This is a genomic window from Sphingopyxis sp., from assembly GCF_035998905.1.
In the GTDB taxonomy this organism is placed as follows: Bacteria; Pseudomonadota; Alphaproteobacteria; order Sphingomonadales; family Sphingomonadaceae; genus Sphingopyxis.
This window is the reverse complement of sequence record NZ_DASYHG010000009.1, coordinates 70,475-96,333: the sequence shown is the minus strand read 5'-3', so window position 1 is coordinate 96,333 and position 25,859 is coordinate 70,475. Positions and strand designations below refer to the sequence as shown.

Here is a 25,859-nt window from a genome sequence, read left to right as displayed (position 1 = left end):
CGTTCATCTCCTTTCGCTTGATGCAGCGGTAATGCCCTGTCGGGCGCGGCGCCGCCAACAAAAGGCGTAGACCATATCATAAGCAGGACTTATAAGGTCGTATGCCCAAACTGCCGCCTCTCGCTGCCATCCGCACCTTCGAAGCGGCCGGGCGCTTGCAGAATTTCTCGCGCGCCGCCGAGGAGCTGGGACTGACGCAGGCGGCGGTGAGTTATCAAATCCGCCAATTGGAAGACCGGCTCGGCCGCGCGCTCTTCGTGCGTGAAAAGGGGCGCGTGCGGCTTTCCGAAACGGGGCAGCGGTTGCTGCCTGCGATCAGCAACGCCTTTGCGACGATGGGCGACGCCTTTGCCGCACTCGGCAGCGACGAGGCCGACGTGCTGACGATAAATGCCGCGACAAGCTTCGGTGGCGCTTGGCTCAGCGCGCGCATCGGCAGCTTCCAGCTTCAATATCCCGAACTTGCGGTGCGGATGGCGATGAGCAACGATCTGGTCGATTTCGACGCATCGAACGTCGACGTTGCAATCCGCATTGGCAAGGGCGTGTGGCCGGGGCTGCGCGCCGATTTCCTGATGCGGCAGTATCTTGCGCCGATCGCGTCGCCCGCCTTCATAGAGGAGCATGACATCCGCGAGCCCGCCGACCTGCTGCGCGTCCAGCGGCTCGCGCCGAACGACAGCTGGTGGGCCGACTGGTTTGCTCTCGCCGGCGTTGCAACGCCGCCCGTTCCGTCGCGGCGCGGGATCGAACTCGACAGTCAGTTGCAGGAGGCGAACGCGGTGCAGGCGGGTTTTGGCGTCGCCATGATGACCCCTCTTTATTGGCAGGGCGAGCTTGCGAGCGGGCGCATGGTCCAGCCCTTCGACACGCTCTATGTGTCGAAATCGTCGGGTATGTGGCTCGTCCATCGCGACAACCGCGTTGGCGTGCGCAAGATAGAGCGTTTTCGCGGATGGCTGCGCGCCGAGATCGGCAAGGATCGCAACCTGCTCCCCGACGCGCTATGGGAGCCGCCGGTTTGAATGCAATCCTGTGTGGAATGATTTTCCAGGTGCCAAATGACCGTTTATGCGATTCCAGCGATATATGCCGTGGTCGTCGCGCTGCTGGTTCTTTGGGCGTATATGCGTCACTGGGCTTGGTTTGGGCGCATAGCACTCGTGGCGGCTGTCGTAATCGGCCCGCCGTTAGTGGGCGTCGTTCTGTTGCTTGGCCTCGATTGGCATGGGTCGGGATGGGGCGTTGCGATGCTGGTCGTCGCTATTGGTGCCGCCGCCATTGTTGGGCTGGCGGTCGGATCTTTCGCCTATGCCTTGACGATGTGGGACCGCCGGATCGGGCCGGATGACGGATCGCCACCCGTACCTTAAGTCGCTATGGGGGCGACCATGACCTTCACCGCCGTTCCCCTGACCCTCTATCCCGACATGTTCCCCGGCCCGCTGGGGCACAGCATGGCGGGGCGCGCGCTCGAAAGCGGGACGTGGAACTGCACGCCGGTGCAGATCCGCGACTTCGCGACCGACAGGCACCGCACCGTTGACGACACGCCCGCGGGCGGCGGCGCGGGCATGGTGCTCAAGGCCGATGTGCTCGGCGCCGCGATCGACCATGCGGTGGCCGCGCATCCCGGCCTGCCAATCCTCGCGATGACGCCGCGTGGCGCCCCGATAACGCAGGCACGCGTGCGGCAGCTTGCGGCGGGTCCGGGTGCGATCATCCTGTGCGGCCGGTTCGAGGGATTCGACGAACGCATCTTCGACGCGCGGCCGATCGAGCAAGTGTCGATGGGCGACATCATATTGTCGGGCGGCGAGATGGGGGCGCTGTTGCTGCTCGACGCTTGCATTCGGCTGCTTCCCGGCGTAATGGGCGCGGCTTCTAGCGGAGACGACGAATCGTTCGAAAACGGTTTGCTCGAATATCCGCACTATACCCGACCCGTTGAATGGGAAGGGCGCACGATCCCCGAAGTGCTGCGATCGGGGGATCATGCGAAGATCGCAGCCTGGCGGAAACAACAGGCGGAAGATCATACACGGTTACGCAGGCCGGACCTTTGGGAGCGTCATATCGATGCTCGGGCCCGACCTGCCTCTGGCGCGCGGCGAAAAGAAAAGGACTAGAGGACATGAACCTCATCCAGACGATCGAAGCCGAAGAAATTGCCAAGGCTGCAAAGACGATTCCGACCTTCCGTCCCGGCGACACGCTGAAAGTCGGCGTGAAGGTGGTCGAAGGCGAACGCACCCGCGTCCAGAATTTCGAAGGCGTGTGCATCGCGCGCTCGAACAAGGGCATGGGCTCCAACTTCACCGTGCGCAAAATGTCGTTCGGCGAAGGTGTCGAGCGCGTGTTCCCGCTCTATTCGCCCAACATCGATTCGATTACCGTCGTCCGCAAGGGCGCTGTCCGTCGTGCGAAGCTTTACTATCTGCGTGGTCGCACTGGTAAATCGGCACGTATTGCGGAGCGCCGCGAATACCGGTCGGAAGCCGGCGAAGGCTAAGGAGAGCTTCTCCTCTACAAAGCCGAAACAGCTTTCAAAAACGACCGGTTCCGCCAACAGGCAGAGCCGGTCGTTTTCTTTTGGGCAAAGCGAATTTGATGCAAGCGTCCGTATTCCCGTTCCAGCCGACACGGCGCGCCTTCATCGGCGCGGTGCTTGCCTTTGGCGTGTCGGGCGAGGCGATGGCGCTCACCAATGCGCAGCGCATCGTCGCGGCGGCGCGGCGGCAGGTCGGCGTCACGCTGACCTATGACCCCGCTTACACGGTGCTTCGTTTCCCGAACGGCGACGTCGACCGGGCGAAGGGCGTCTGCACCGACGTCGTGATCCGCGCCTTTCGCGATGCGTTGGGCCAAGACCTTCAGGCCCTTGTAAACGCCGATATGAAGGCCAATTTCGGGGCCTACCCGAAGAATTGGGGCCTTGGTCGCCCCGACCGAAATATCGACCATCGCCGCGTGCCCAACCTCGCGACCTATTGGCGGCGGCAGGGTGCGTCCTTGCCCGTCACCGACAATCCTGCCGACTGGCGGCCGGGTGACATCTTCACCCAGATGGTCGGCGGGCGCCTGCCACACACCGGCATCGTTTCCGACCGCAAGGATACGACCGGCGTGCCGCTCGTCCTCCACAATATTGGCGGCGGCACGCGCGAGGAAGATGCCTTGTTCAAGCATAAGCTGACCGGTCATTTTCGCTGGAAAGTCTGAGTTTTAGTTACGTTTTCAACCGAGTTCTTGCCTTGAGGAGTGAGTAAATGGGTTATCGTATCGTAGTCGCCGGAGCCACGGGCAATGTCGGGCGCGAAGTGCTCGCCATTCTCGCCGAGCGCGAATTTCCCTACGACGAACTGGCCGCTGTCGCATCGTCGCGCAGCCAGGGCGACGAGATCGAAATCGGCGATACCGGTAAAACCGTGAAGTGCCAGAATATCGAGAATTTTGATTGGGTCGGCTGGGACATGGCGATTTTCGCGATCGGCAGCGACGCGACCGCGATCCACGCGCCCAAGGCGGCCGCGGCGGGCTGCGTCGTGATCGACAACTCGTCGCTCTATCGCATGGACCCCGACGTGCCGCTAATCGTGCCCGAGGTGAACCCCGACGCGATCGACGGCTATACGAAGAAGAATATCATCGCGAATCCCAACTGCTCGACCGCGCAGATGGTCGTCGCGCTGAAGCCGCTCCACGACGCCGCCAAGATCAAGCGCGTCGTCGTCTCGACCTATCAGTCCGTGTCGGGCGCGGGCAAGGCGGGCATGGACGAGCTGTGGAACCAGACACGCCAGATCTTCGTCGGCGACGAAAAGGACGTGCAGAAGTTTACCAAGCAGATCGCCTTCAACGTCATCCCGCACATCGACAAATTCCTCGACGACGGCTCGACGAAGGAAGAGTGGAAGATGGTCGTCGAGACCAAGAAGATCCTCGATCCGAAGATCAAGGTCACCGCGACCTGCGTCCGCGTCCCCGTCTTCGTCGGCCATTCGGAAGCGATCAACATCGAGATGGAGGATGAGCTGTCGGCCGAGGACGCACAGCGCATCCTGCGCGAGGCGCCGGGCGTAGTGCTCCACGACAAGCGCGAGGACGGCGGCTACATCACCCCCGTCGAATGCGTCGGCGATTTCGCGACCTTCGTGTCGCGCGTTCGCGAAGACCCGACGGTCGAAAACGGCCTCAACCTCTGGTGCGTCAGCGACAACCTTCGCAAGGGCGCGGCGCTGAACGCGGTGCAGATCGCCGAACTGCTCGGCCGCCGCCACCTCAAGAAGGGCTGAGCCCGAACCTCTCTCCGTTCGCATCTCGACTTCGGGATGCGAACGGGTAGGGATGGGGGCATGACGAGCCCCTATGCCTTCACCCATGCCCTCTGCCGCGCTCCCGCCCGTTCGGCGGTCAAGGGCATCCGCGCCGACGACGGACCCGATCCCGATTTCTACGGCCTGCTCGCCGAGCATGAGGCCTATGTCGCGACGCTGCGCGACCTTGGCCTCGCAGTCGAAGTCCTCGAACCGCTCGACGATTTCCCCGACGCGCTGTTCACCGAAGATGTCGCGCTGACCTTTCCCAAGGGCGCGATCCTGCTTCGCCCCGGCGCGCCAAGCCGTGCGGGCGAGGTCGCGCATATCCGCGAGCCTCTCGCTGCCCGACACGCCCGCCTCCTCGAAATGACCGGGCCGGGCTACGCCGACGGCGGCGACGTGCTGCGCCTTGCCGATCGTGTGATCGTTGGCCTCTCGGCGCGCACCGACCGCACCGGCGCCGAGGAACTCGCGCGCTTGCTCGGCCAACTCGGTTACCGCGCCGAGATCGCCGAAACGCCGCCGGGCGTGCTCCATTTCAAGACCGGATGCGGGCTGATTGACGACCGCACGATCTTCGCCGTCCCCGCGCTGGCTGATTGTCCGCAGTTCGCTGGGCTGGAGGTCGTCACGACCCCGCCCGGTGAAGAACCAGCGGCGAATATCCTGCGCATCCGCGATACGGTCCTCGTCGGCGACCGCTGGCCCGCAACGCACGCTTTGCTCGGCGCGCGCGGCGTCGCGATCCGTCCGCTGCCGACCGACCAGATCGCGCATATCGACGCGGGGCTCAGCTGCATGTCGCTGCGCTGGTGAGCGCCGCCACCCCGCCCGCGCAGCGCCGCCTGATCGGCGTGCTCCTTGTGCTGTTGCTCGTCGCACAGATTGATCAGCCCTATCCCGAAGTCGCGCTGCTCCAGCACATCCCGACGATGCTGCTGATCGTCGCTGCGCCATGGCTGCTCCGCCGCTGGCCGCTGTCGACCGCGTCGGTTGCGTGCATCGTCGCCTTCATGGCGCTGCACACGCTTGGCGGGCGCTACGCGTACAGCAATGTCCCCTATGACGACTGGGCGCGCGCGCTGACCGGATCGACCCTCTCGGACGCCTTCGGCTGGACGCGCAACCATTATGACCGCCTCGTCCATTTTGCCTTCGGCGCGCTGTCGGTGATCCCCGTCGTCGAAATCGCGCGGCGGTGGGGCCGGCTCGGCCCGCGCGGCGCGGCGTTGACCGTGCTCGGTTGGGTCTTGGCCATATCCTGCCTCTACGAAATCTTCGAATGGCTGCTCACCATCGTTGCGGCGGGCGAAACCGCCGACCGCTATAATGGGCAGCAAGGCGACATCTGGGATGCGCAAAAGGATATGGCGCTTGCGACCCTGGGTGCGATACTGGTGCTGGCAATCCCGCGCCGCGACAGGAGATAGGCATGCGCAAGTTCACGACCCTCGCGATGGTAGCGCTGCTCGCCGCGTGCAAACCCGCCGCCGACAAGGCGCCTGTTGACGCCGACCCGGTTGCGCCGCCGGTGCCCGAGGCGAAGGCCGACGGGCCGAACGCAGCGACCACGGCGGTCAGTCTCGATGGCGAAGGGCTGCGCTTCGTCGACAAGACCACCGGCAAGACCAGCCTGCTCGCCTTCGGCGTTCCGCGCGCGCAGGCCGAAACTGCGCTCGCGAATGTCGCGGGTAAGGAGGACGACCGCAGCACCAACGAGGAATGCGGCGCGGGTCCGATGGAATTCACCCGCTATGACGCGATGACGCTCAACTTCCAGGATGGTAAGTTCGCCGGCTGGTTCCTTGGCAACGAACCCGGCGCCGCGACCTATTCGACGATGAGCGGGATCGGCATCGGCACGACGCGCGCCAAGGCGGAGGAGTCGGTGTCGATCGTCGACCTCGAGGACAGCACGCTCGGCGAAGAGTTCAGCATCGGCACCGGCGACAATGTCATCGGCGGCATGTTCGCCGCGCCGGGCGACGCGGCGAAGATCGACGCGCTGTTCTCGGGCACCAACTGCTTCTTCCGCTAGGTTCGCCAAAAATGAGCGGCCTCGCTGCGATCCTGTTCCTGCCGATTCTGGCCTATGTTGCCGTGCAAACAGGCAGGGATATCCGTGGCAGGGCTTGGACCATGTCGCTTTGGGGCCTCGCTGCAGCCTTCTTCCTCATCTGGGTGATGTTGCGGCTGATGGACGGTCCGCAACATTGAGCCGGCTGCCGGGTCAATGCCCCATATCCGCCGCTGACGCCTTCGGCCCGCCCGGCTTCGGCGGACGGAGCAGCACCACCAGCGGCACCGACAGCAAAGTCACCCACATCATCAACCAGAAATCGTCGATATAGGCGACCATCGCCGCCTGCCGGTTGATCTCGGCATTGACCATCGCCAGCGCCGCGTCGCCCGCGATGCCGAAGCGGTCGGCGGTCGACGGGTCGAGCAGGCTGACCGAACTGTTCGTGACATGCGCAGCAAGGTCCGCGTGGCTCGTCTGGATGTTCGAGCCGAGCAGGGTGGTGACGACCGAGATGCCGACCGACGCGCCAAGGCTGCGAAGGAGGTTGAGCAGGCTCGACCCGTCGGTGCGGTGCTGCGGCGCAATCGTTGCGAACGCCATCGTGTTGAGCGGGATGAAGATGAGGCCCATGCCGATCCCCTGCACCAGCCCGCTGACGATCACCGGCTGCATTCCCATCGCGAGCGACCAGTGGCTCATTTGCCACAGCGAGTAGGCGGCGGTGAGCAGCCCGGTGCCGACCAGCCAGCGGGCGTCGATCTTGCCGAGCAATTGCCCTGCGACCCACATGCTCATCAAAATGCCGACCCCGCGCACCGCGAGCACCCAGCCCGTGTCGATCACCGGCCAGCCGAACAGATTCTGGAGCATCGGGGGCAGGAGTGCCATCGACGCGAACATCACGACGCCGATCACGACCATGAATCCCATCGCGGTGACGAGGTTGCGGTCGGCGAGCATCTTGCGGTTGAACAGCGTGTCGCCGCGCGCAGTGAACAGATGGACGAAGAACATCCACAGGCACGCGATGGCGACGCCGCATTCGATCCAGATTTCCACGCTGTTGAACCAGTCCTCGTGCGCGCCGCGGTCGAGCATCAACTGGAGCGCGGCGAGGCCCAAAGCGAGCATCGAGAAACCGAAAAGGTCGAAGCGCCGGTCGCGCTTTCGTGTTGCAGGCAGCAGCGCCCACATCATCGCGAGGGTGAGCAGGCCGACGGGCAGGTTGACGTAGAAGACCCAGCGCCAGTTGACGCTTTCGGTCAGCCAGCCGCCGAGCACGGGGCCAAGGATCGGGCCGATCATGATCCCCATGCCCCAGATCGACATGGCGCGCGCATGGCGTTCGGGCGGATTGATGTCGAGCATCACCGACTGCGACAGCGGGCCGATAAAGGCGGCGCTGATCCCTTGCAGGAAACGGAAGGCGACCATCTGTTCGAGCGACTGCGCCGCGCCGCACGCCATCGACGCGATGATGAAACCCGCGACCGCGGCGAGGAACAGTTCGCGGCGCCCGATGCGGTCGGCAAGCCAGCCGGTGATCGGCATCGCGATCGCCGAGGCGAGGATATAGCTTGTGAGCACCCAGGTCACCGTCTCGCTCGTCGCGCCGAGCGCCGACTGCATGTGCGGGATGGCGACATTGGCGATCGTCGTGTCGAGGATCTGCATGATCGACGCGCCCATGACCGCGACGGTCAAAAGGCCGCGATGGCGGACGCGCTCGTGCAGCGGGATCGCGTCGTCGGCCGACGCCGCAGCGGCGGCGGGCCGCCGGGGGAGGGCGTTGCTCGCCACGGGGCTTACTTCGTAAACACCCGCACGTCGGCCGACAGCCCCGCGATCATGTCGCGCGCGGGTTTTTCGTCGAAGGCGATGCGGACGGGTACGCGCTGCGTCACCTTGACCCAGTTGCCGGTCGCATTCTGTGCGGGCAGCACCGAAAATTCGCTGCCCGTGCCCGCGCCGATCGTCAGCACATGGCCGCGCACTTTCACCTCCGGATAGGCGTCGAAGCGGATCTCGGCGCGCTGGCCGACGCGCATGTTAGCGAGGTCGGTTTCCTTGAAATTGGCCTCGACCCACGGATGCGCAGTATCGACGAGGGTGACCGCGGGAAGCCCCGCGACCATCATCTGGCCGATCTGCAAGCGGTCGGATTGCGCAACGCGGCCGGCGCTGGGCGCGCGAACCGTCGTGCGGCCGAGATTCACCTGTGCCTGCGAGCGCTGGACGCGCGCCGCCTCGACCTGCGGGTTGACCCCGCTCGACGGGCCCGCCGCCAGTTTCGTGCGCGCCTCGGCGGCGGCGGCTTCGGCCTGGCGGACGCTCTCGCGCGCCTGTTGGAGCGCGTGGCGCGCCGCGTCATAAGCGGCCTTGGTCGTGAAGCCTCTTTCCATCAACGCCGCCTGCCGGTCGAAGGTCACCTGCGCGAATTTGACGTCCTCGCGCGCCGCGGCGATGTCGACGCTCGACGTGTTCGCGCTCGCCGACAGATTGCCGACCTCGACCTCGGCCGCGTCGATCGCGGCTGTTGCCTGCGCGACGTTCAGTGCATAGGGTTCGCCGTCGATCCGGAACAGCAATTGTCCTGCCGCGACCTGCTGCCCATCGCGCACCGCGACCTCGGTGATGCGGCCGCCGACTTCGGCGGCGACCGACACCTTGTCCATCTGGACATAGGCGTTGTCGGTCGACACCGATCCACCGCTGGTCAGCCACCAGCCAGCGCCGCCCGCGATCAGCAGCGCGGGCAGGCCGAACATCAGCAGGCGCGTGCGCCAACTTGCTTTCGGCGCTGCCTCGGCCGTCGGCGAGGGCAAGGGATCGGGCTTCGGCGCCGCCTTGGGCGCCACGGCTTCTTCGGCCTTCGGGCGGGAGGGGGAGAGCTGGTCCATCAGGCGGTCTCTTTTTCTTTTTGGCATATGCGGCGGGAGAGGTTGGCGCGGACACGCTCGACGAGCTCGACAAGCTGGTCGCGCTCGGCGGCGGTCAGTCCTTCGGTCGCCTCGGCGGTCAGCGCGTCGGCCATGTCGCGCATCCCGCCGAGCAGGTCGCCGGCGCGCGGGGTCAGGTAGAGCTGCCAGGCGCGGCGGTCGGCGGGGTCGGCGCGGCGCTCGACCAGCTCGGCCTCGACCAGCCGGTCGACCATGCGCGACAGCGTGATCGGTTCGACCTCGATCAGCTCGGCGAGCGGCCCCTGACGAATGCCTTCGTGCCTCTTCAGATAGGTGATGAGGCGCCATTGCAGCGCGGTGATGCCGCTGCCCTTCGTGCGCGCGTTGAACGAACGCCGGAACAGGCGCGCGGTATCGTTCAGCAGGAATCCGATCGTTTCGCTCATGGACTAGGATATAATAGCAATTGCTACTATATTCAATGCCAGTGTGGGATTGCCAACCGTCTCGAATATGGTGTAAATTTTCTTTACACTGCTTGCGTGGGGCATGTTTTTGGGCAGGATGTGGGAATGACTTTGACCGCCGACCTTTTCTGGTCCTTCCGTTCGCCGTACAGCTACCTCGCTATCGGCCGTTATCGCGCGCTTGCCGCCAGCCACGATGTGACGATCAACCTGCGTCCCGTTTATCCGCTGGCGATCCGCCAGCCCGATTTCTTCGAACGCAATCACCCCAACTGGCTGAGCTATACGGTGCGTGACATGATCCGCGTCGCGCAGTTCCACGGCATCCCTTTTGGCCCCCCGCGCCCCGATCCGATCGTGCAGGATATCGCGACGCGCGCGATCGCGGCCGAGCAGCCCTATATTTATCGCCTGACGCGGCTGGGGCAGGCGGCGTCGCGGCGCGGCAAAGGCCTCGGTTTTGCCCACGAGGTCGGGCAGCTCATTTGGGGCGGCGCGCAGGACTGGCACCTCGGCGACCATCTGGCGGATGCGGCAAGGCGCGCGGGTCTTGACCTTGCCGAACTCGATGCCGAAGCGGTGAGCGACGCCGAGTTGCTCGACAATGAAATCGCCGCCAACCAGGTCGCGCTCGAGATCGCAGGCCATTGGGGGGTGCCGACTTTGGTGTTCGATGGCGAGCCCTTCTTCGGACAGGACCGCATCGAAATGGCGAAGTGGCGGATGGAGCAGAAGGGGCTGCGTCCGCGCTGATCGGTGCTTGCGAAATCGGGTTCCCGGAGCGCATAGCCGACCTATGATGATCGAACCCCAATTTTTCGAGGCGCGCGATGGCGTGCGGCTGGCGTGGCGTGAAACCGGTGAAGGGCGTCCGCTGCTTTTGCTTCACGGCCTGTTTTCGAGCGGCGAGGTCAACTGGATCAAATTCGGCACCGCGGCGCGCGTCGCCGCCGAAGGTTATCGCGTGATCATGCCCGACCTGCGCGTCCACGGGTCGAGCGAGGCGCCGCACGACGAGGAATTTTATCCGCCCGACGTGCTGGTACACGACCTCGAGGATCTCGTCGCGCACCTTGGCCTGACCGATTTCGACCTCGGCGGCTTTTCGCTCGGCGCGCGGACGAGCGTGCGCGCGGTGGTCGCGGGGATGAAGCCCAGGCGACTGATCCTCGGCGGCATGGGGCTCGCGGGGCTCGCCGGCTGGCAGCGACGCGGGCGCTTCTTCAAGCGCGTCATCGCCGAATATGAGACTGCCAAGCGCGGCGACGACACATGGCTGTCGATCCAGTTCATGAAGACGATGCAGGTCGACCGCATCGCCGCAGGGCATTTGCTCGACAGCTTCACCGATACCTCGCCCGACGCACTCGCGGCGATCACGATGCCGACGCTCGTCGTGTGCGGTGCCGACGACCAGGACAATGGCTCGGCGCCCGAACTTGTCGCGGCACTTGCCGACGCACAGCTGGCGACGATTCCGGGGACGCATATGTCGAGCGTCACCCAGCCCGAACTGGGCGAGGCGATCGCGGCTTTCCTGACTGCTTGACCGGACTCGCGCGAAGCGCCTAGCTGTCGCCATGCGCCGCAGAGCGCGGCAAATATTCCAGAGGACGCACCCCATGAAAGCCATGATTTCGACGCTGTCGCTTGCCCTGTCGCTCGCGGTGGCGACCCCTGCCCTTGCGCAAGCGGCCCCCACCGCCGCCGATGCCGACGCCTTCATCGCGTCGGTCGAAAAGGATCTGTTCGACTATACGGTCGAGGCGAGCCAGGTGAACTGGGTCAACAGCACCTATCTGACCGAAGATACCGATGCGATGGCGTCGCGGATCAACGCGGTTGGTACCGAAAAGTCGGTCAAATATGCCCTCGAAGCCGCCAAATATATGAATGTCGCGGGCCTCAGCGCCGATACGAAGCGCAAGCTCGATATACTGCGCACCGGCATCGTGCTGCCCGCACCGACGACGCCGGGCGCGGCGACCGAACTCAACACGATCGCGACCGACCTGCAGTCGCAGTACGGCAAGGGCCGCGGTACGCTGGACGGCAAGGAAATCTCGGGCTCGGACATCGAGGCTGCGATGGGCGACCTCAAGCACACGCCGGCGCAGTTCGCCGAAATGTGGACGAGCTGGCACGACAAGGTCGGCGCGCCGATGAAGGACGATTATGCCAAGATGGTCGGCATCGCGAACGCCGGCGCGAAGGAACTGGGCTTTGCCGACACCGGCGCGATGTGGCGTTCGGGTTACGACATGCCCCCCGAGGAGTTCGCGAAGGTCACCGAAAAGATCTGGCAGGACATGAAGCCGCTCTATGTCGCGCTCCACACCTATGTGCGCTGGAAGCTCAACGAGAAATATGGCGATGCGGTGCAGCCGAAGACCGGCCCGATCCGCGCCGACCTGCTCGGCAATATGTGGGCGCAGGAATGGGGCAATATCTATCCGCTCGTCGCCCCCGCGGGGACCGGCGACCTTGGCTATGACATCGGCGACCTCCTGACCGAAAAGGGCAAGGGCCCGCTCGACATGGTCAAGGCGGGCGAGAATTTCTACTCGTCGCTCGGCATGGCGCCGCTGCCCGAAACCTTCTGGAAGCGCAGCCAGTTCCTGAAGCCCGCCGACCGCGAGGTCGTCTGCCACGCTTCGGCATGGGATGTCGACAACAAGGACGATATCCGCATCAAGATGTGTATCAAGGTGAACGCCGACGACTTCATCACGATCCACCACGAACTCGGCCATAACTATTACCAGCGCGCCTATAACAAGCAGCCGTTCCTCTACCTCAACGGTGCGAACGACGGCTTCCACGAGGCGATCGGCGATTTCGTCGCGCTGTCGATCACGCCGCAATATCTCGTCGACATCGGCCTGCTCGACAAGGCGAAGGTGCCGAGCGCCGACAAGGATATCGGCCTGCTGCTGCGGCAGGCGATGGACAAGGTCGCCTTCCTGCCCTTCGGCCTGCTCGTCGACCGCTGGCGCTGGGGCGTCTTCGACGGCTCGATCCAGCCCGCCGACTACAACAAGAAATGGACCGAACTGCGCACGCAATATCAGGGTATCGTCCCGCCGGGCGAACGGCCGGCGAACGCGTTCGATGCGGGCGCGAAGTTCCACATCCCGGGTAACACGCCCTACACACGCTATTTCCTCGCGCGCGTGCTGCAGTTCCAATTCTATCAGGCGGCGTGCAAGCAGGCGGGCTGGAAAGGGCCGCTCCACCGCTGTTCCTTCTATGGCAACAAGCAGGTCGGTGCGAAGCTGAACGCGATGCTCGAAATGGGGGCGTCGAAGCCGTGGCCCGATGCGCTGCAGGCCTTCACCGGCAGCCGCGAGATGTCGGGCAAGGCGATGGCCGACTATTTCGCGCCGCTGAAGACTTGGCTCGACCAGCAGAACAAGGGCAAGCCGCAGGGGTGGTGAAACGCTTGACCCTGCTGGTGCTGGCGTGCGGTGCGGCGATCGAGGCGATCGCTGCACCGCCCCCGCCGCCGGTCTATCCCGAGGATTTGCCGCAGACACTCGACGGCTACGCGATGACGATACTCTATTCGCGCTATAGTTTCTGGATCGAGGAACAGAAGGGCGCGGTCATCGACGCGATGATGGCCGAGCCGGCCGAAGTGGTTGGTTATCGGCCGCTGTTCGTCCCGCCGATCAGCTTCAAGCTATATTCCGACTATGGCCATTTTCAGTCGGGCGATATCCGTAGCTATTGTCGCGTGACGGGCGAAGGGCAGGTCGATCGCAGCGACTGCCAGTTCGTTTTGAGGATCGTCGCTATTCCCCGTGCCGCGATCGACCGGACCGGCCCCGTCGGGCTCTTCATGCGAAAGAGTTTCGATCCCGGCGGCGTGGTGGCCGGCCTGAAGGCAAATGCCATCAGGCCCGATGCCGATATGTGGCGGATTGATGGAAATCGGCTTTTCGGGGGACTGCCGTCGGCGACCGGGTTGCTGCGCGACAATGCAAAAGTAATGTTGCTCGATTCGCGTCAATGCCCGGCAATGCAGCGGGAAATCGCGGCGCTGGAGGGGCAGCAGCTGCCGCAACGGATCGACATCTCGCTGCTGGGAGACGACGGGGCGTTGCCGCCGCCGCCTCCACATGCGGTCAGGCGCGAGGACAAGCTGGTCTTTCGCGCCGACGGAGAGTTCATGACGATAACCAGCTGGAGCGGGGGGCTTTATCGCCTGTTGAGTCCCGTCTACGACGCCGCTGACGCCTGTTTGAAAGATCGGGCCGCCGCCAAATAGATCATTCCGCCTCGACCGCTTGCTTGAAGCGGGCGAGCTTCGCAGCTGCCGCGGCGGCGTGCGGGCCGATCCAGCGGTCGTGGATGTCCTGGATCGGTATCGCGTTGAGATGGTTCCAGCGTTCGCGGCCGCGGCGCTCGGCGATCACGAGGCCGGCGTCCTCCAGCACCTTCAGATGTTGCATGACGGTGCAGCGGTCGATTTGCTCGAACATTGCGCACATCGCGCCGGTAGTCATGGGCTGATCCTTGAGCGTGTCGAGCATTTGGCGGCGGATGTGCGACGCCAGTGCCTTGAAAACGCGGTCATATTCTTCATGGATTGACATGTTATAAATTTATAACATAAAGTCCACCCCGACTCAAGCGGAGAGTGGACATGGAACTGAAATTCAGGGTCGCGGCGCGGATCGCGAAGCCGGTGCATGAGGTGTTCGAGGCGGTCGCCGACCCCGCAAAGCTGTCGAACTATTTCACTACGGGCGGCGCCAAGGGGCGGCTGGAGACCGGTGCGACGGTCGAATGGGACTTCCACGATTTTCCGGGCGCCTTCCCGGTCTATGTGATCGAGGTCGTGGCGGACGAGAAGATCGTGCTCGAATGGCAGGCAAGCGAGGGTGAAGCGCACAATATCGAAGGCAGTGAGCCCAAGGACGCGGACTATCGCACGCGTGTAACGATGAATTTCAAGGGCCTCGACGACGGGCGCACATTGGTCGAGATCGCCGAGGAGGGCTGGCGCGAGAACCAGGCCGCGCTCGGGGCGTCCTACGGCAATTGCCAGGGCTGGTCGCAGATGCTCTGCGCGCTCAAGGCGTGGATCGAGCACGGGATCAACCTGCGCGAGGGCATGTACAAATAGGGTTGCTTCAATCCGGAATTTCGAAGCGCAGCGGGCGCGAGCCGATCGGGGCGCCCGTGTTGGCGTCGACCACCAGCGGGCGGACAGCTTCGCCCGTTTCGGCGTCGAGGTGGCGGCTGAGCGCGCCGCCGCCATTATGTTTCCGCCCCCACGCGCCGATCGCCATCAGGATCGGCAGGAAGTCGCGGCCCGCGTCGGTCAGCAGATATTCGTCGCGTGGCGGGCGCTCGCTGTAGCGCCGTTTCTCGATCAATCCCGCGTCGGAGAGCGCCGACAGGCGCCGCGCCAATATGTTCGGCGCGATGCCGAGGCTGGTGCGAAGCTGCTCATAGCGGGTCAAGCCGCGCTCGATATCGCGCAGGACCAGCATGCTCCAGCGATCGCCGACGCGCATCAGCCCGCGGTCGACGGGACAGGTGCCCAAATTATTTTCGTTGCCGGTCATTGAACCTATATGAGGCAGTCACTATCATTTTGCAAGCGACTCGCTCCGGGCCGCCTCACAAGGAGCAATGATATGACTATCCAGAGTGGAACGGCCCTTATCACGGGCGCCTCGACCGGCCTTGGCGCGGTCTATGCCGACCGCCTCGCCCGGCGCGGGCATGATCTGATCCTCGTCGCGCGCAATGGTGCGCAGATGGAAGAGCTCGCCGCGAAGCTGCGAGCCGAGACCGGCGTCGCCGTCGATGTGGTCGCCGCCGACTTGACCAAGAGCGATGATGTAACGCGGATCGAGCAGCGGCTGATCGACGATGCGGCGATCACCCTGTTCGTCAACAACGCCGGCATGTCGCTGAACGGCGGCACGCTGGAGAATAGCGCCACCGAAATCCAGACGATCATCGCGCTCAACATCACCGCCGCAGCGCGGCTCGCAATCGCTGCGGGTAAGGCGTTCGGCGCGCGCGGGAAGGGCGCGATCGTCAATATCGCCTCGGTCCTCGCGCTCGCGCCCGAAACCTTCGAAGGCGTCTACAGCGGATCGAAGGCGTTCCTGCTCAACCTCAGCCTGTCGCTTGCCAACAGCCTCCGCGAACGGCGCGTGCATGTTCAGGCGGTGCTACCCGGCGCCACACGCACCGAAATCTGGGAGCGGTCGGGCAAGGATGTCGATGCCTTTCCGGCGGAGATGGTGATGGATGCCGGCGACCTCGTCGATGCCGCGCTGTTCGGTTTCGACCGCGGCGAGGAGGTCACGATCCCGCCGCTCGCCGACGAGGGCCAGTGGGATGCCTATCATGCGGCGCGGCTCGCGATGGGGCCGGGGCTGTCGCGGCGCGATGTGGGCGAACGCTATCGGGCGGCCGCAGCGGTTTGAAGGCTGTCGCCCCGGCGCGGGCCGCTACGCGTTGCGCGCCATCAGCCCGCCATCGACCGGGATGATCGCGCCGGTGATATAGCTCGCGGCGGGGAGAACGAGGCTGAGCGTGATATGCGCGACTTCCTCGGGCTCTCCGTAGCGGCGTAGCGCGGTGCGGCGCCGCGCGAACACCGCCTTGTCTTCTTCTGCGACCTTGTCGGTCATGCCGGTGCGGATCGGGCCGGGGCAGATGCAGTTGACCGTGATGCCCTCCTTGCCGAGATCGACCGCAAGGCCGCGCGTCAGGCCGGTGACCCCGGTCTTTGCGGCCACATAGGGCGTATCGCCGGGGGTTGCGCCCAGGCCTTCGGTCGAGGCGATGTTGACGATGCGCGCGGCGTCGCTCTGGCGGAGGAACGGCAGTGCGGCACGCACCATCCGCTGGTGCGCAGTGAGCATCACCGCGAGCGCGCGGTGCCAGATCGCCTCATATTCATCCTCCGCGTCGAGCGGGGCGAAACTGGAGACGCCGGCATTGTTGATCAGTATGTCGATGCCGCCGAAATATGCGGCGATGTCGGCGACGGTGCGTTTGATCGCCTCGCCATCGGCGACATCGAGCGCGAAGGCCCTGGCGTTCGAGCCGGCTTCGGCGGCAACGGCTTCGCACGCGGCGAGGTCGAGATCGGTGACCGCGACCTTCGCGCCTTCGCTCGCGAGCAGCAGCGCGGTGGCGCGGCCCATGCCGTTCGCCGCGCCGGTGACGATCGCGACACGCCCCGCGACCGAACGCGACAGCGATGGCATCCCGCTCAACGGAACGGCGGCTCGTTGAACGCGCGCAGTTTGCGGCTGTGGAGCTTGGCACCCTCGTCGCGCATCGTCTCGCACGCGCGGATGCCGATCTGGAGGTGCGCGGCGATCGCTTCCTCGTAGAAACGGTTCGCCTGTCCGGGCAGCTTGAGTTCGCCGTGGAGCGGCTTGTCGCTGACGCAGAGCAGGGTGCCGTAGGGCACGCGGAAGCGATAGCCCTGCGCCGCGATCGTCGCCGATTCCATGTCGATGCCGATCGCGCGCGACTGCGAGAAGCGCAGCGCGCTGTCGGTATAGCGCAGCTCCCAGTTGCGGTCGTCGGTGGTGACGACGGTGCCGGTGCGCATGCGCTTTTTCAGGTCGGCACCGCTGGTACCCGACACCGATTCCGCTGCCGTCGCGAGTGCGACCTGCACCTCGGCGATCGGCGGGATCGGGATTTCGGGCGGCAGGACGCTGTCGAGGATATGATCGTCGCGGAGGTAGGCGTGGGCGAGCACATAGTCGCCGATGCGCTGGCTGGGGCGCAGCCCGCCGCAGTGGCCGATCATCAGCCATGCCTCCGGGCGGAGCACCGCGAGATGGTCGCAGATCGTCTTCGCGTTCGACGGGCCGACGCCGATGTTGACGAGGGTGATGCCGCCGCCATCGGGGGCGATGAGGTGGTAGGCGGGCATCTGGTGCCGCCGCCACGCGCTGTCGGCGACGAGCGCGCTGGCGTTGACGCCCGGCTGGTCGACATAGAGGCCCGCCGCGCCCGCGAGCGCGGTGTAGCGACCCTGGCCGACCTGCGACCCCGCCCAGGCGACGAATTCGTCGACATAGCGGTGATAGTTGGTGAACAGGATGTAGCGTTGGAAATGCTCGGGTGCGGTGCCGGTGTAGTGGCGAAGGCGCGCGAGGCTGAAGTCGGTGCGCAGTGCGTCGAACAGCGCAAGCGGCTGGTCGGCGGCGGGATCCTGTCCGAACAGGCCGTCGGCAAGTTCGTCGCCGATGTCGGCGAGCTCGGTCGTCGGGAAATGGCGCGCGAGTTCGAGCGGGGTGACGCCGCCCATGTCCGAGCCGTCGCTGGCGTCGAGCACATAGGGGAAGGGGATCTGCTGACCGGTGCGCGTCACTTCGAGTGTGACGTCGTAGTGGCGCGCGAGCAGGGTGAGCTGGTCGCGCAGATAATCGGCGAACAGGTCGGGGCGCGTCACCGTGGTGACGAAGGTGCCTGCGCGCTCGAACTGGCCGAAGGCGAGGTTGTGCGCGGTCTGGCCCTCGCGCTGCTCGCCCGTCGTGGTCAGGCGGATCGCCGGATAGTCGAACAGGCCGGTCGCGGCGGCGTCGGCCGGCGGCAGCGTGCGGTCGCGAACATAGGCGGCAATGGCCGATTTGAGGTTGGAGACCGACGTGCGGAACCGGGTCTGAAGTTCGGCGATGATGTCGTCGACGAGCGCGGTGGGGTCGGTGGTTTCTTGCGATGAGCTGGATATCATCGCGGTGGTGTTGCACGAAAATATGACAAAAGGGAAGGGGCCGGGGAATAGAAGGCGGCGCGGCCTTTCGAGCCGCGCCGCCGCCCCCTTTTGTTACATCTTGAAGCTGGCGCGGACGTAATAATAGCGTCCGGGCAGGTCGTAGGCGGTCGGGTCGAAATTGTTGAGATCGCAACTGATACAGCCCGGCGCGTTGACGTTGAACAGATTGTTCACGCCGAGCGCGAAACCGAAGGCGTCGCGATCCTCCGCCGGGAACCAGCGCAGCTGGAAGTCGGTGTAGAAACGCGCCTTCAACTTGTTGTCGTTGGCCAGCGGTTCGCGGATCGCCGAAACATAACGGCCGGTCAGCGTCGCGCCGATCGACGTGCCGTCCCAGTCGAGGATGCCGACCGACTTCCATTTGGGAAAGGCCTGGCTGGGGCTGCCCTGTTCGGTTCCTTCGCGGCTGACGACGAGCTGGCCGTCGGCGGTCGGTACGATCACGTCATATTTGGTCAGGATCGTGTTGTTCCAGGTGAAGGCGAAACGGCCGGCGGCGGTTTCCTGCGTCCGGTAGGTCAGGTTGGCGTCGATCCCCTTGGTGCGGATGCCGGCGATATTCTGGAGCAGGCCTTCGACAAAGGTCAGCTGGCCGCCCGACGCGCGGGTGACGAGCGCGCAGGCATCGGCGTCATTTTGCCCGACGCATTGCGCCAGCGTGATTTCGGCATTCACCGACTGGATCGCGCCCTTGATCTTGATGTCGTAATAATTGGCCTCGAGCGACAGGCCGGGGACGAATCCCGGACTATAGACGCCGCCGAAGATCCAGCTGCGCGAGCTTTCGGGTGCGAGAGCCTGGTTGCCGCCGACGAGGACCGAGATTTGCGGGTTGGCCTGCGCATAGCCCGCCGCCGGCACGCCCTGCGCGATGCAGTTGGCGCGGACGGTCGTGTTGTTGTTCCAGTTCTGCCCCGCGGTGGTCGAGGTCGAGCAGGGATCGTTGATCGACTGGTCGAAGCGCGACTGGGTGCCGAACAGTTCGCCGATCGAAGGAGCGCGGAAACCCTCGGCATAAGAGGCGCGCAGGCGCAGGTCCTGCACCGGCTTCCAGTTGACCCCGCCCTTCAATGTCGTCGTCGAGCCCGAGGTCGAATAGTCCGACCAGCGCACCGCGCCGGTGAATTCGAGCAGGTCGAAGAAGGGCGTGTCGGACAGGATCGGGGCGCTGAGTTCGGCATAGGCTTCCTTGACGTCATAGCTGCCGCGCGTCGGCAGCGCCGGAATGTCCGAACTGAAACCTGCCGCGACGATCGGGTCGGGATCGAAGCTGCCCTTGAGCTTGCGATATTCGGCCCCGATGGCGATGCCGAGCGGCCCGCCAGGCAGGTCGAACAGGCTGCCGGTGATGTTGGCCGAGGCGCTGAAGGTCGACTGGCGGCTGCGGTCGCGCTGGGTGAACATCACATAGTCGAGCATCGGCTGGGTGATCGACCCGACGCCCCCGAAGATGTTGAACGGCACGCAGTCGCCGGTGCAGGCGGCGACGGGGCCGAGCGCGCGTCGCAGGCGATCCGAATTGATGTTGCCGAACATCGTCTGCTTTGCCTTGTTACGGCCATAGGCGGCGTTGATGTCCCAATACCATTTACGCCCGCCGCCGATGTCGAAGCTGCCGTCGAGCGTCGCGACGCCATAGAGGGTCGTCACCGTCTGGTTGAAGCGGCGTGGGCCGCCCTCGACAAAGCGGCGATAGACGAGATCGGTGTTGCTTGCGTCGAGCGTGACCCCGAACGGGTTGAACGGGTTGGTGGCATCGACGGTGATCGCGTCGAGCACCGGCGTCAGCCCCGCGGCGGGGCCGAATCCGAAGGGCAGCGGCGCAGCCTGGTTCTTCGATTTGCGCTGGTTCCAGATCCCGCGAACCGAGAAATTGATGCTGTCCGAAATTTCCTGCCGGGCGTTGATAAAGGCGCCATAACGTTCGACCGGAATCTGCAGATAGTTGAACGGGCCGAAATTGAAGCGATCGGCGTCGGTGAAGGCCTTGAAATCGCTCGCCGGATCGGTCGGATTGCCCGCATTATATACGGGGTTGCGGCCGATCACCGGGCCGCGCAGCGTCAGGTCGTTGCCGAACACGATAAAGCGCCCGAGCGGCACGAAACCCGAGCAGCCGCCGTCGAGGCAGGTGTTCGAATAGGGCGCGGGAAAACGCGAAATCGCGCGGCTGCCCGCGAGGACGCCGTCCTGGTGGACATAGTTGGCGCCGACGACAATCTGCGTCGGGCCGCGGCCGTTGCCCCAGCTTAGCTGCGCGCTCTTGGTAAAGCCGTCGCCCTGCCCATAGCCGCCGACCTGCGCGCTGGCGCGCAGCCCCTCCTGGCTTTTCTTGGTGATGATGTTGACGACGCCAGCGATCGCGTCGGACCCGTAAATCGCCGAGGCGCCGTCCTGCAGCACCTCGATCCGCTCGATCGCGCTTTCGGGGATCGAATTGAGGTCGGTCGAGCCGGGTACGCCGCTCGCCGACGCGCCATTCACATAGCGGATGCCGTCGACGAGCACGAGCACGCGGCGCGAGCCGAGGTAGCGCAGGTCGATTTCGGCGGCGCCGGCGCCCACGCCCCCGCCATCGGGCGGATTACCGAGGTTTCCGCTGTTGTTGAACTTGCTGTTGAGACCGCCGCCCGAACTCGGCAGGCGCTGGAGCACGTCGTTGACCGAATTGAGGCCGGTCTTCGCGATATCTTCCTGTCCGACGTAGACGATCGGCGCATCCTGATCGAGCGGGTCGCGGCGGATGCGCGAGCCGGTGACGACGATGGTGTCGCCCGACGTTTCGGCCGTGCTGTCCTGCGGTGGCGCCGCCTGCTGGGCGTGACCCGGTGCGGCGTTGGCGAGCGCGGCCGCGACGGCGATATGCGCCGCCCCGGAACGGGCGAAATGCTGAAATCCTTTCATAATCCTCTCCTCCTGTCGTTTTCAGACCGTTGCTGAACCGGCTGCCATTTTTTGCAGCCGGTTCAGCAACGCCCGGAAAGCGGACAAGGATGAGAGGAAATGCCCGCCGGACGAGATTAGTCCGGCACTGTGGCACGAGGGCAACAGGCCCCGGCCGGCGGGCGAAGCAGCGACCTAGAGCTGTTCGAGCATATGGTCGGCGCTCGACACCTTGAATTCGCCGGGCGCTTCGACGTTGAGCTGTTCGACGACGCCGTCGTTGACGATCATCGAGAAGCGCTGGCCGCGCTTGCCCATGCCGAAGGCCTTGCCGTCCATGGTCAGGCCGACCGCTTCGGCAAAATCGCCATTGCCGTCGGCGAGCATCGTCACCGCGCTACCGGCATTCGCATTCTTGCCCCATGCGCCCATGACGAAGGCGTCGTTGACCGCGGTGCAGACGATTTCGTCGACGCCCTTGGCCTTCAGTTCCTCAGCCTTGTCGACGAAGCCCGGCAGGTGCTTCGCCGAGCAGGTCGGGGTGAAGGCGCCGGGAACCGAGAAGAGCGCGACCTTGCGGCCCTTGAAATAATCGGCGGTGCTGACCTGTTCGGGGCCGTTTTCGGTGACCTTCACAAAGGTCGTGTCGGGGAGCTTGTCTCCGGTCTGGATCGTCATCGTCGGCATCCTTTTCGTTGAGGGGATTATGGTGGCGGTGACATTGGGTGGGCCGACGCGGGAGTCAAGCGCCGGCGGTGCTTTGCGTCGCGCGTATCGCTTGACTGGACCCTGGCGCCGTGATTCCTGCGGCACCATGTCCAGAGGGATGGGGGATGGAATGCGATTGATGCCCATGGGCCGCCTTGCGGCCGCAATACTCGCGGCAACGGGGGCGATGGCCGGTCCGGCCGCGGCGGCGCCGAAAAACGGGCGGATCACGCTTCCGGTCATCGTCGATCCGGCGACGCCCGACGACGGCGAACCGGTCGAGGTTGCTGCCCAGCAATTGTTCGGGAAGCAGGCGGCGCATGTCGCCTCGCTCGCGCGCCTTGCCGCCCCGGTCCAGCTGATGATCAAAAAGACGCCGGTCACGCTGGCGCCCGCCGACGCGCTCGCCGAATATCGGGGTTATTTGGGGAAAGAAACGTTCGCGCTCTTTTGTACCGCCCGTGCGGCCAAGCCGGTCGCGGCCCTGCTGTGCCTCGCCGACCGCGACGGCGACGGGCGCTTCGATCAGTTCTGGACGGGCACCGCCGCGAATCCCGCGCTCGCCGTCCCCTTCCCGAACATCCGGTTCCAGTCGGATATCGAACCGGCCGCCTATCAGCCGATACAACCGTCTGAAGCGGACGCCATGGCGATCGGCTTCGTCGGATCGGGCGGCAATGTCTGGACCGGAAAGCGCGAATTCTTCGTACGCGTCGAGCGGCCCGGGGCCAGCGTATTGCTGTTCGAGAGCCGCGCGACGGGCACGGCGAAAAACGGGCCGGTCGACATCGCCCTGTACGACGCGATCATTCATCTGGTCGGGGACAGCCGCGATGCCTTTCGGCTGAAGGTCGCAAAGCCGCTCGGTGGCGGGACCTATCAACTGTCGGTCGGCTATCCGACGCAGACGATCTGGATCGCCGTGCCCGGCGGATAGGTCCCGGTCGCATCGCGCTGCTGGACGGCGCGGTCCGCCTCCGGCATGATAGCGCGATGAACACGGACCCCACCTGGTTCACCGGCCAGCTCTTGCTCGCGCTGCCCGGAATCGGCGACCCCCGCTTCGAGCATTCGGTGATCGCGATGATCAGCCATGACGAAGAGGGCGCGATGGGGATCGGCGTCGGCGATCCGATCGACGGGATGACCGTCGGCGCGGTGCTCGACCAGCTCGAAATCGAACATGATGTGCCGCTCGACCAGCCGGTATTCCTCGGCGGGCCGGTCGAGCCGTCGCGCGGCTTCGTTCTCCACAGCCTCGACTGGGGCGGGCACGAGGCGGTGCAGGTCGGCGATCGCTGGATGGTGTCGAGCTCGCACGACATATTGCGTGCGATCGGTGAAGGGCGGGGGCCCTCGCGCTGGCTCGTCGCGCTCGGCTATGCGGGCTGGTCGCCGGGGCAGCTCGAAGGCGAAATGGTGCGTCACGGCTGGCACGTCACCCCCGGCAGCGACGGCCTGTTGTTCGAAACGCCGCCCGCCGAACGATGGCAGGCGGCGTTTGCCGAAGCGGGAGTGGACGCCCGCTTGCTGACAACCGAAGGCGGCGAAGCCTAGCGCGCGAGCGCGAGCAGCGGCTTGCCGGTGTTGAGATTGGCCAGTGCGGTGCGCGCGGCCCAGCGCGAGTCGACATAGTTGCCGTTCGCGAGTTCGACGTCGTAGCGGATCGGGCTGCCGATCGCCGAATCGTAGGCGGCGGCGGCTTCGGCGGTGCGACCCAGCCGAGCGTAAGCGGTGCCGAGATTGATGAGGCGCGAGGGGTCGCGCCGGTCGAGCATCGTATCCCCGGTGAGCTTGTCGAGCGCGGCCTGATTTTCGCCGGCCTTGAGCTCGGCATAGGCGACCGGAAGCACCGAATCATCGACTTGCGGCGCGGTGACAACGACGATCGATTGCGCCGCAGCGGGACTCGCGAAGGCGAGGGCAACGAGCGGCAGCAGATATTTTTTCATTGCGGTATCTCCCCGAAAACTTTCGTCGATTTTCTCGCGCATACGGAAAATTGTCAATATTTCCGGGCATTTGTAACATGGTTGTCACAATAGCTAATTAAGCTAATCGCAAGGCGTATTATAAGTCAGATTTTTCAGAATCTTGGCTTTGGCGACCCTGTGTCACAATCGGATGCTCCCGATTGTCACAATCGAAGCGCGTGAAAATTATTTTCGCGGGCGGTGCATTTTTGCGCCGTCGATTCGGCTGTCTGTGGGTGCCGATGGATGGTGCTTCGCAAGCGATATAAAGAAAAGTTTATATTTGATCGCGGGGCCGCTTTCGGATAGGGCGCCGGGCATGTTTTTCGTGGCCGCTCGCCTGCGGTCGAACTCGCCTGACTGGAGAATACCCGTGGCCACTCTCGCCGCCGACACCCGTGATTATGTGATTGCCGACATCGGTCTCGCCGATTTCGGACGCAAGGAAATCAACATCGCCGAAACCGAAATGCCGGGCCTGATGGCACTGCGTGCCGAATATGGCGCCGCGCAGCCGCTGAAGGGCGCGCGCATCACGGGTTCGCTCCACATGACGATCCAGACCGCGGTGCTGATCGAGACGCTGACCGCGCTCGGCGCCGAAGTGCGCTGGGCGACGTGCAACATTTTCTCGACGCAGGACCATGCCGCCGCCGCGATCGCCGCGTCGGGCGTGCCGGTGTTCGCGGTGAAGGGGGAAAGCCTTGCCGACTATTGGGACTATGTCGGCCGGATCTTCGACTGGGGCGTCGAGGATGGCACGACCTGCAACCTGATCCTCGACGATGGCGGCGACGCCACGATGTTCGCGCTGTGGGGCGCGAAGCTCGAAGCCGGGCAGGAGATGCCCGCGCCCGAGAATGAGGAAGAGGTCGAGATGCAGCGCGCGCTGAAGGCGTTCGTTGCCGCCAACCCCGGTTACCTCACCAAGACGGTCAAGGCGATCAAGGGCGTGTCGGAAGAAACGACGACCGGCGTCCACCGCCTGTACCACATCGCCAAGAAGGGCGAGCTGCCCTTCCCCGCGATCAACGTCAACGACAGCGTCACCAAGTCGAAGTTCGACAACCTCTATGGCTGCAAGGAGTCGCTGGTCGACGCGATCCGCCGCGGCACCGACGTGATGCTCGCGGGCAAGGTCGCGACCGTTGCCGGCTTCGGCGATGTCGGCAAGGGCTCGGCCCAGTCGCTCCGCAACGGCGGCGCGCGCGTCCTCGTCACCGAAATCGACCCGATCTGCGCGCTGCAGGCGGCGATGGAAGGCTTCGAGGTCGTGACGATGGACGAAGCCGTCAAGCGCTCGGACATCTTCGTCACCGCGACGGGCAACGCCGACGTGATCACCGCCGAGCATATGGCGGCGATGAAGAATATGGCGATCGTCTGCAACATCGGCCACTTCGACAGCGAGATCCAGATTGCGGCGCTCGCCAATTACAAGTGGACCGAAGTGAAGCCGCAGGTCGATCTTGTCGAATTCCCCGACGGCAAGCAGATCATCATCCTGTCGAAGGGCCGTCTCGTGAACCTCGGCAACGCGACCGGCCACCCGTCGTTCGTGATGTCGGCGAGCTTCACCAACCAGACGCTCGCGCAGATCGAACTGTGGACGCGCAGCGAGCAGTACAAGAATGACGTCTATGTCCTGCCGAAGCATCTCGACGAAAAGGTCGCGGCGCTGCACCTCGAAAAGCTGGGCGTGCAGCTGAGCCAGCTTACCAAGAAGCAGGCCGACTATATCGGCGTGCCGGTCGAAGGGCCGTTCAAGCCCGACCATTATCGTTATTGATCGGTAAGCAGCCGGGCCGGCGTATTC

Annotated in this window: 29 protein-coding genes; 19 read left to right on the top strand and 10 right to left on the bottom strand. The window is 64.8% G+C overall.

The genetic code is table 11. The features are described 5' to 3' along the window. Window positions 1-101: 101 nt before the first annotated feature. The 10 genes from VGN62_RS02770 to VGN62_RS02725 all read left to right on the top strand — a co-directional run bounded on the left by VGN62_RS02770 (window position 102) and on the right by VGN62_RS02725 (window position 6,536). A complete protein-coding gene (locus VGN62_RS02770) occupies window positions 102-1,025 on the top strand; it encodes a LysR substrate-binding domain-containing protein (RefSeq protein ID WP_327450942.1) in 924 nt (307 codons plus the stop codon). A 36-nt stretch (window positions 1,026-1,061) separates the two neighbouring features. Continuing rightward, window positions 1,062-1,373 (top strand): hypothetical protein, encoded by a 312-nt coding sequence (locus VGN62_RS02765; RefSeq protein WP_327450940.1) that lies wholly within the window; start codon window positions 1,062-1,064, stop codon window positions 1,371-1,373. A gap of 18 nt (window positions 1,374-1,391) precedes the next feature. Next, window positions 1,392-2,129 (top strand): tRNA (guanosine(37)-N1)-methyltransferase TrmD, encoded by a 738-nt coding sequence (trmD, locus tag VGN62_RS02760; RefSeq protein WP_327450938.1) that lies wholly within the window; start codon window positions 1,392-1,394, stop codon window positions 2,127-2,129. Between the two features lie 5 nt (window positions 2,130-2,134). Next, the gene (gene rplS / locus VGN62_RS02755) at window positions 2,135-2,512 is read left to right on the top strand and encodes a 50S ribosomal protein L19 (RefSeq protein ID WP_062185076.1); all 378 of its coding nucleotides are present in this window, start codon (window positions 2,135-2,137) and stop codon (window positions 2,510-2,512) included. A gap of 98 nt (window positions 2,513-2,610) precedes the next feature. Then, window positions 2,611-3,222, top strand: a complete 612-nt coding sequence (locus VGN62_RS02750; protein WP_327450932.1) for a DUF1287 domain-containing protein — start codon at window positions 2,611-2,613, stop codon at window positions 3,220-3,222. A 47-nt stretch (window positions 3,223-3,269) separates the two neighbouring features. Beyond that, window positions 3,270-4,295, top strand: a complete 1,026-nt coding sequence (locus VGN62_RS02745) for an aspartate-semialdehyde dehydrogenase (RefSeq protein WP_327450930.1) — start codon at window positions 3,270-3,272, stop codon at window positions 4,293-4,295. Between the two features lie 60 nt (window positions 4,296-4,355). After that, window positions 4,356-5,135 carry a dimethylarginine dimethylaminohydrolase family protein gene (locus VGN62_RS02740; protein WP_327450928.1) on the top strand — a complete coding sequence of 260 codons (780 nt, stop codon included), beginning with the start codon at window positions 4,356-4,358 and terminating at the stop codon, window positions 5,133-5,135. Then, complete coding sequence (locus tag VGN62_RS02735; protein WP_327450926.1) at window positions 5,132-5,749, top strand: DUF2238 domain-containing protein; 618 nt, start codon at window positions 5,132-5,134, stop codon at window positions 5,747-5,749. The genes VGN62_RS02740 and VGN62_RS02735 overlap by 4 nt, the downstream gene beginning before the upstream one ends. Window positions 5,750-5,751: 2 nt before the next feature. Then, window positions 5,752-6,357: a hypothetical protein gene (locus tag VGN62_RS02730; RefSeq protein WP_327450925.1), complete on the top strand. Its 606-nt coding sequence runs from the start codon at window positions 5,752-5,754 to the stop codon at window positions 6,355-6,357. 11 nt (window positions 6,358-6,368) lie between these two features. Beyond that, on the top strand, window positions 6,369-6,536 hold the full coding sequence (locus VGN62_RS02725) for a hypothetical protein (protein WP_327450923.1): 168 nt from the start codon (window positions 6,369-6,371) through the stop codon (window positions 6,534-6,536). Window positions 6,537-6,549: 13 nt separating this feature from the next. On the opposite strand, the gene VGN62_RS02720 is transcribed toward VGN62_RS02725, so the two are convergent. Genes VGN62_RS02720 through VGN62_RS02710 form a run of 3 tightly spaced genes read right to left on the bottom strand, consistent with a single transcriptional unit; the run spans window position 6,550 to window position 9,688 of the window. Then, window positions 6,550-8,142, bottom strand: coding sequence for an MDR family MFS transporter (locus VGN62_RS02720; protein WP_327450921.1), 1,593 nt, complete (start codon window positions 8,140-8,142; stop codon window positions 6,550-6,552). Window positions 8,143-8,147: 5 nt separating this feature from the next. Then, window positions 8,148-9,242 (bottom strand): HlyD family secretion protein, encoded by a 1,095-nt coding sequence (locus tag VGN62_RS02715; protein WP_327450919.1) that lies wholly within the window; start codon window positions 9,240-9,242, stop codon window positions 8,148-8,150. Next, window positions 9,242-9,688, bottom strand: coding sequence for a MarR family transcriptional regulator (locus tag VGN62_RS02710; RefSeq protein WP_327450917.1), 447 nt, complete (start codon window positions 9,686-9,688; stop codon window positions 9,242-9,244). The genes VGN62_RS02715 and VGN62_RS02710 overlap by 1 nt, the downstream gene beginning before the upstream one ends. 126 nt (window positions 9,689-9,814) lie before the next feature. Here VGN62_RS02710 and VGN62_RS02705 point away from each other — a divergent pair, with 126 nt between their 5' ends. The 4 genes from VGN62_RS02705 (at window position 9,815) to VGN62_RS02690 (ending at window position 13,979) form a co-directional block, all read left to right on the top strand. Continuing rightward, window positions 9,815-10,462, top strand: a complete 648-nt coding sequence (locus tag VGN62_RS02705) for a 2-hydroxychromene-2-carboxylate isomerase (protein WP_327450915.1) — start codon at window positions 9,815-9,817, stop codon at window positions 10,460-10,462. A gap of 43 nt (window positions 10,463-10,505) precedes the next feature. After that, window positions 10,506-11,258 (top strand): alpha/beta fold hydrolase, encoded by a 753-nt coding sequence (locus VGN62_RS02700; protein ID WP_414713239.1) that lies wholly within the window; start codon window positions 10,506-10,508, stop codon window positions 11,256-11,258. Between the two features lie 73 nt (window positions 11,259-11,331). Then, complete coding sequence (locus VGN62_RS02695) at window positions 11,332-13,146, top strand: M2 family metallopeptidase (RefSeq protein ID WP_327450911.1); 1,815 nt, start codon at window positions 11,332-11,334, stop codon at window positions 13,144-13,146. 5 nt (window positions 13,147-13,151) lie between these two features. Then, on the top strand, window positions 13,152-13,979 hold the full coding sequence (locus VGN62_RS02690; protein WP_327450909.1) for a hypothetical protein: 828 nt from the start codon (window positions 13,152-13,154) through the stop codon (window positions 13,977-13,979). A gap of 1 nt (window position 13,980) precedes the next feature. Here VGN62_RS02690 and VGN62_RS02685 read toward each other — a convergent pair whose 3' ends face one another. Further along, on the bottom strand, window positions 13,981-14,307 hold the full coding sequence (locus VGN62_RS02685) for an ArsR/SmtB family transcription factor (protein ID WP_327450907.1): 327 nt from the start codon (window positions 14,305-14,307) through the stop codon (window positions 13,981-13,983). Window positions 14,308-14,357: 50 nt separating this feature from the next. Between VGN62_RS02685 and VGN62_RS02680 the strand changes: the two genes are divergently transcribed. Continuing rightward, entirely contained in the window at window positions 14,358-14,840 is a 483-nt protein-coding gene (locus VGN62_RS02680) for an SRPBCC family protein (RefSeq protein WP_327450905.1), read from the top strand. Window positions 14,841-14,847: 7 nt separating this feature from the next. Here VGN62_RS02680 and VGN62_RS02675 read toward each other — a convergent pair whose 3' ends face one another. After that, on the bottom strand, window positions 14,848-15,285 hold the full coding sequence (locus VGN62_RS02675) for a helix-turn-helix domain-containing protein (RefSeq protein ID WP_327450903.1): 438 nt from the start codon (window positions 15,283-15,285) through the stop codon (window positions 14,848-14,850). A 72-nt stretch (window positions 15,286-15,357) separates the two neighbouring features. Between VGN62_RS02675 and VGN62_RS02670 the strand changes: the two genes are divergently transcribed. Then, window positions 15,358-16,161 carry an SDR family NAD(P)-dependent oxidoreductase gene (locus tag VGN62_RS02670; protein WP_327450901.1) on the top strand — a complete coding sequence of 268 codons (804 nt, stop codon included), beginning with the start codon at window positions 15,358-15,360 and terminating at the stop codon, window positions 16,159-16,161. 24 nt (window positions 16,162-16,185) lie between these two features. Here VGN62_RS02670 and VGN62_RS02665 read toward each other — a convergent pair whose 3' ends face one another. The 4 genes from VGN62_RS02665 to VGN62_RS02650 form a co-directional block, all read right to left on the bottom strand. Then, window positions 16,186-16,950, bottom strand: coding sequence for an SDR family NAD(P)-dependent oxidoreductase (locus VGN62_RS02665; RefSeq protein WP_327451347.1), 765 nt, complete (start codon window positions 16,948-16,950; stop codon window positions 16,186-16,188). 5 nt (window positions 16,951-16,955) lie between these two features. Further along, on the bottom strand, window positions 16,956-18,437 hold the full coding sequence (locus VGN62_RS02660) for an AMP nucleosidase (RefSeq protein WP_327450899.1): 1,482 nt from the start codon (window positions 18,435-18,437) through the stop codon (window positions 16,956-16,958). Window positions 18,438-18,530: 93 nt separating this feature from the next. Continuing rightward, entirely contained in the window at window positions 18,531-21,383 is a 2,853-nt protein-coding gene (locus VGN62_RS02655) for a TonB-dependent receptor domain-containing protein (protein ID WP_327450897.1), read from the bottom strand. A 174-nt stretch (window positions 21,384-21,557) separates the two neighbouring features. Continuing rightward, complete coding sequence (locus VGN62_RS02650) at window positions 21,558-22,040, bottom strand: peroxiredoxin (RefSeq protein WP_327450895.1); 483 nt, start codon at window positions 22,038-22,040, stop codon at window positions 21,558-21,560. Window positions 22,041-22,200: 160 nt separating this feature from the next. Between VGN62_RS02650 and VGN62_RS02645 the strand changes: the two genes are divergently transcribed. Next, window positions 22,201-23,007 carry a hypothetical protein gene (locus VGN62_RS02645; protein ID WP_327450893.1) on the top strand — a complete coding sequence of 269 codons (807 nt, stop codon included), beginning with the start codon at window positions 22,201-22,203 and terminating at the stop codon, window positions 23,005-23,007. 56 nt (window positions 23,008-23,063) lie between these two features. Then, window positions 23,064-23,627: a YqgE/AlgH family protein gene (locus VGN62_RS02640; protein WP_327450891.1), complete on the top strand. Its 564-nt coding sequence runs from the start codon at window positions 23,064-23,066 to the stop codon at window positions 23,625-23,627. Here VGN62_RS02640 and VGN62_RS02635 read toward each other — a convergent pair. Further along, entirely contained in the window at window positions 23,624-24,022 is a 399-nt protein-coding gene (locus tag VGN62_RS02635; protein WP_327450889.1) for a hypothetical protein, read from the bottom strand. The genes VGN62_RS02640 and VGN62_RS02635 overlap by 4 nt on opposite strands. Window positions 24,023-24,416: 394 nt before the next feature. Here VGN62_RS02635 and ahcY point away from each other — a divergent pair, with 394 nt between their 5' ends. Continuing rightward, window positions 24,417-25,832 (top strand): adenosylhomocysteinase, encoded by a 1,416-nt coding sequence (gene ahcY / locus VGN62_RS02630; protein WP_327450887.1) that lies wholly within the window; start codon window positions 24,417-24,419, stop codon window positions 25,830-25,832. The last annotated feature ends 27 nt before the right edge of the window (window positions 25,833-25,859 follow it).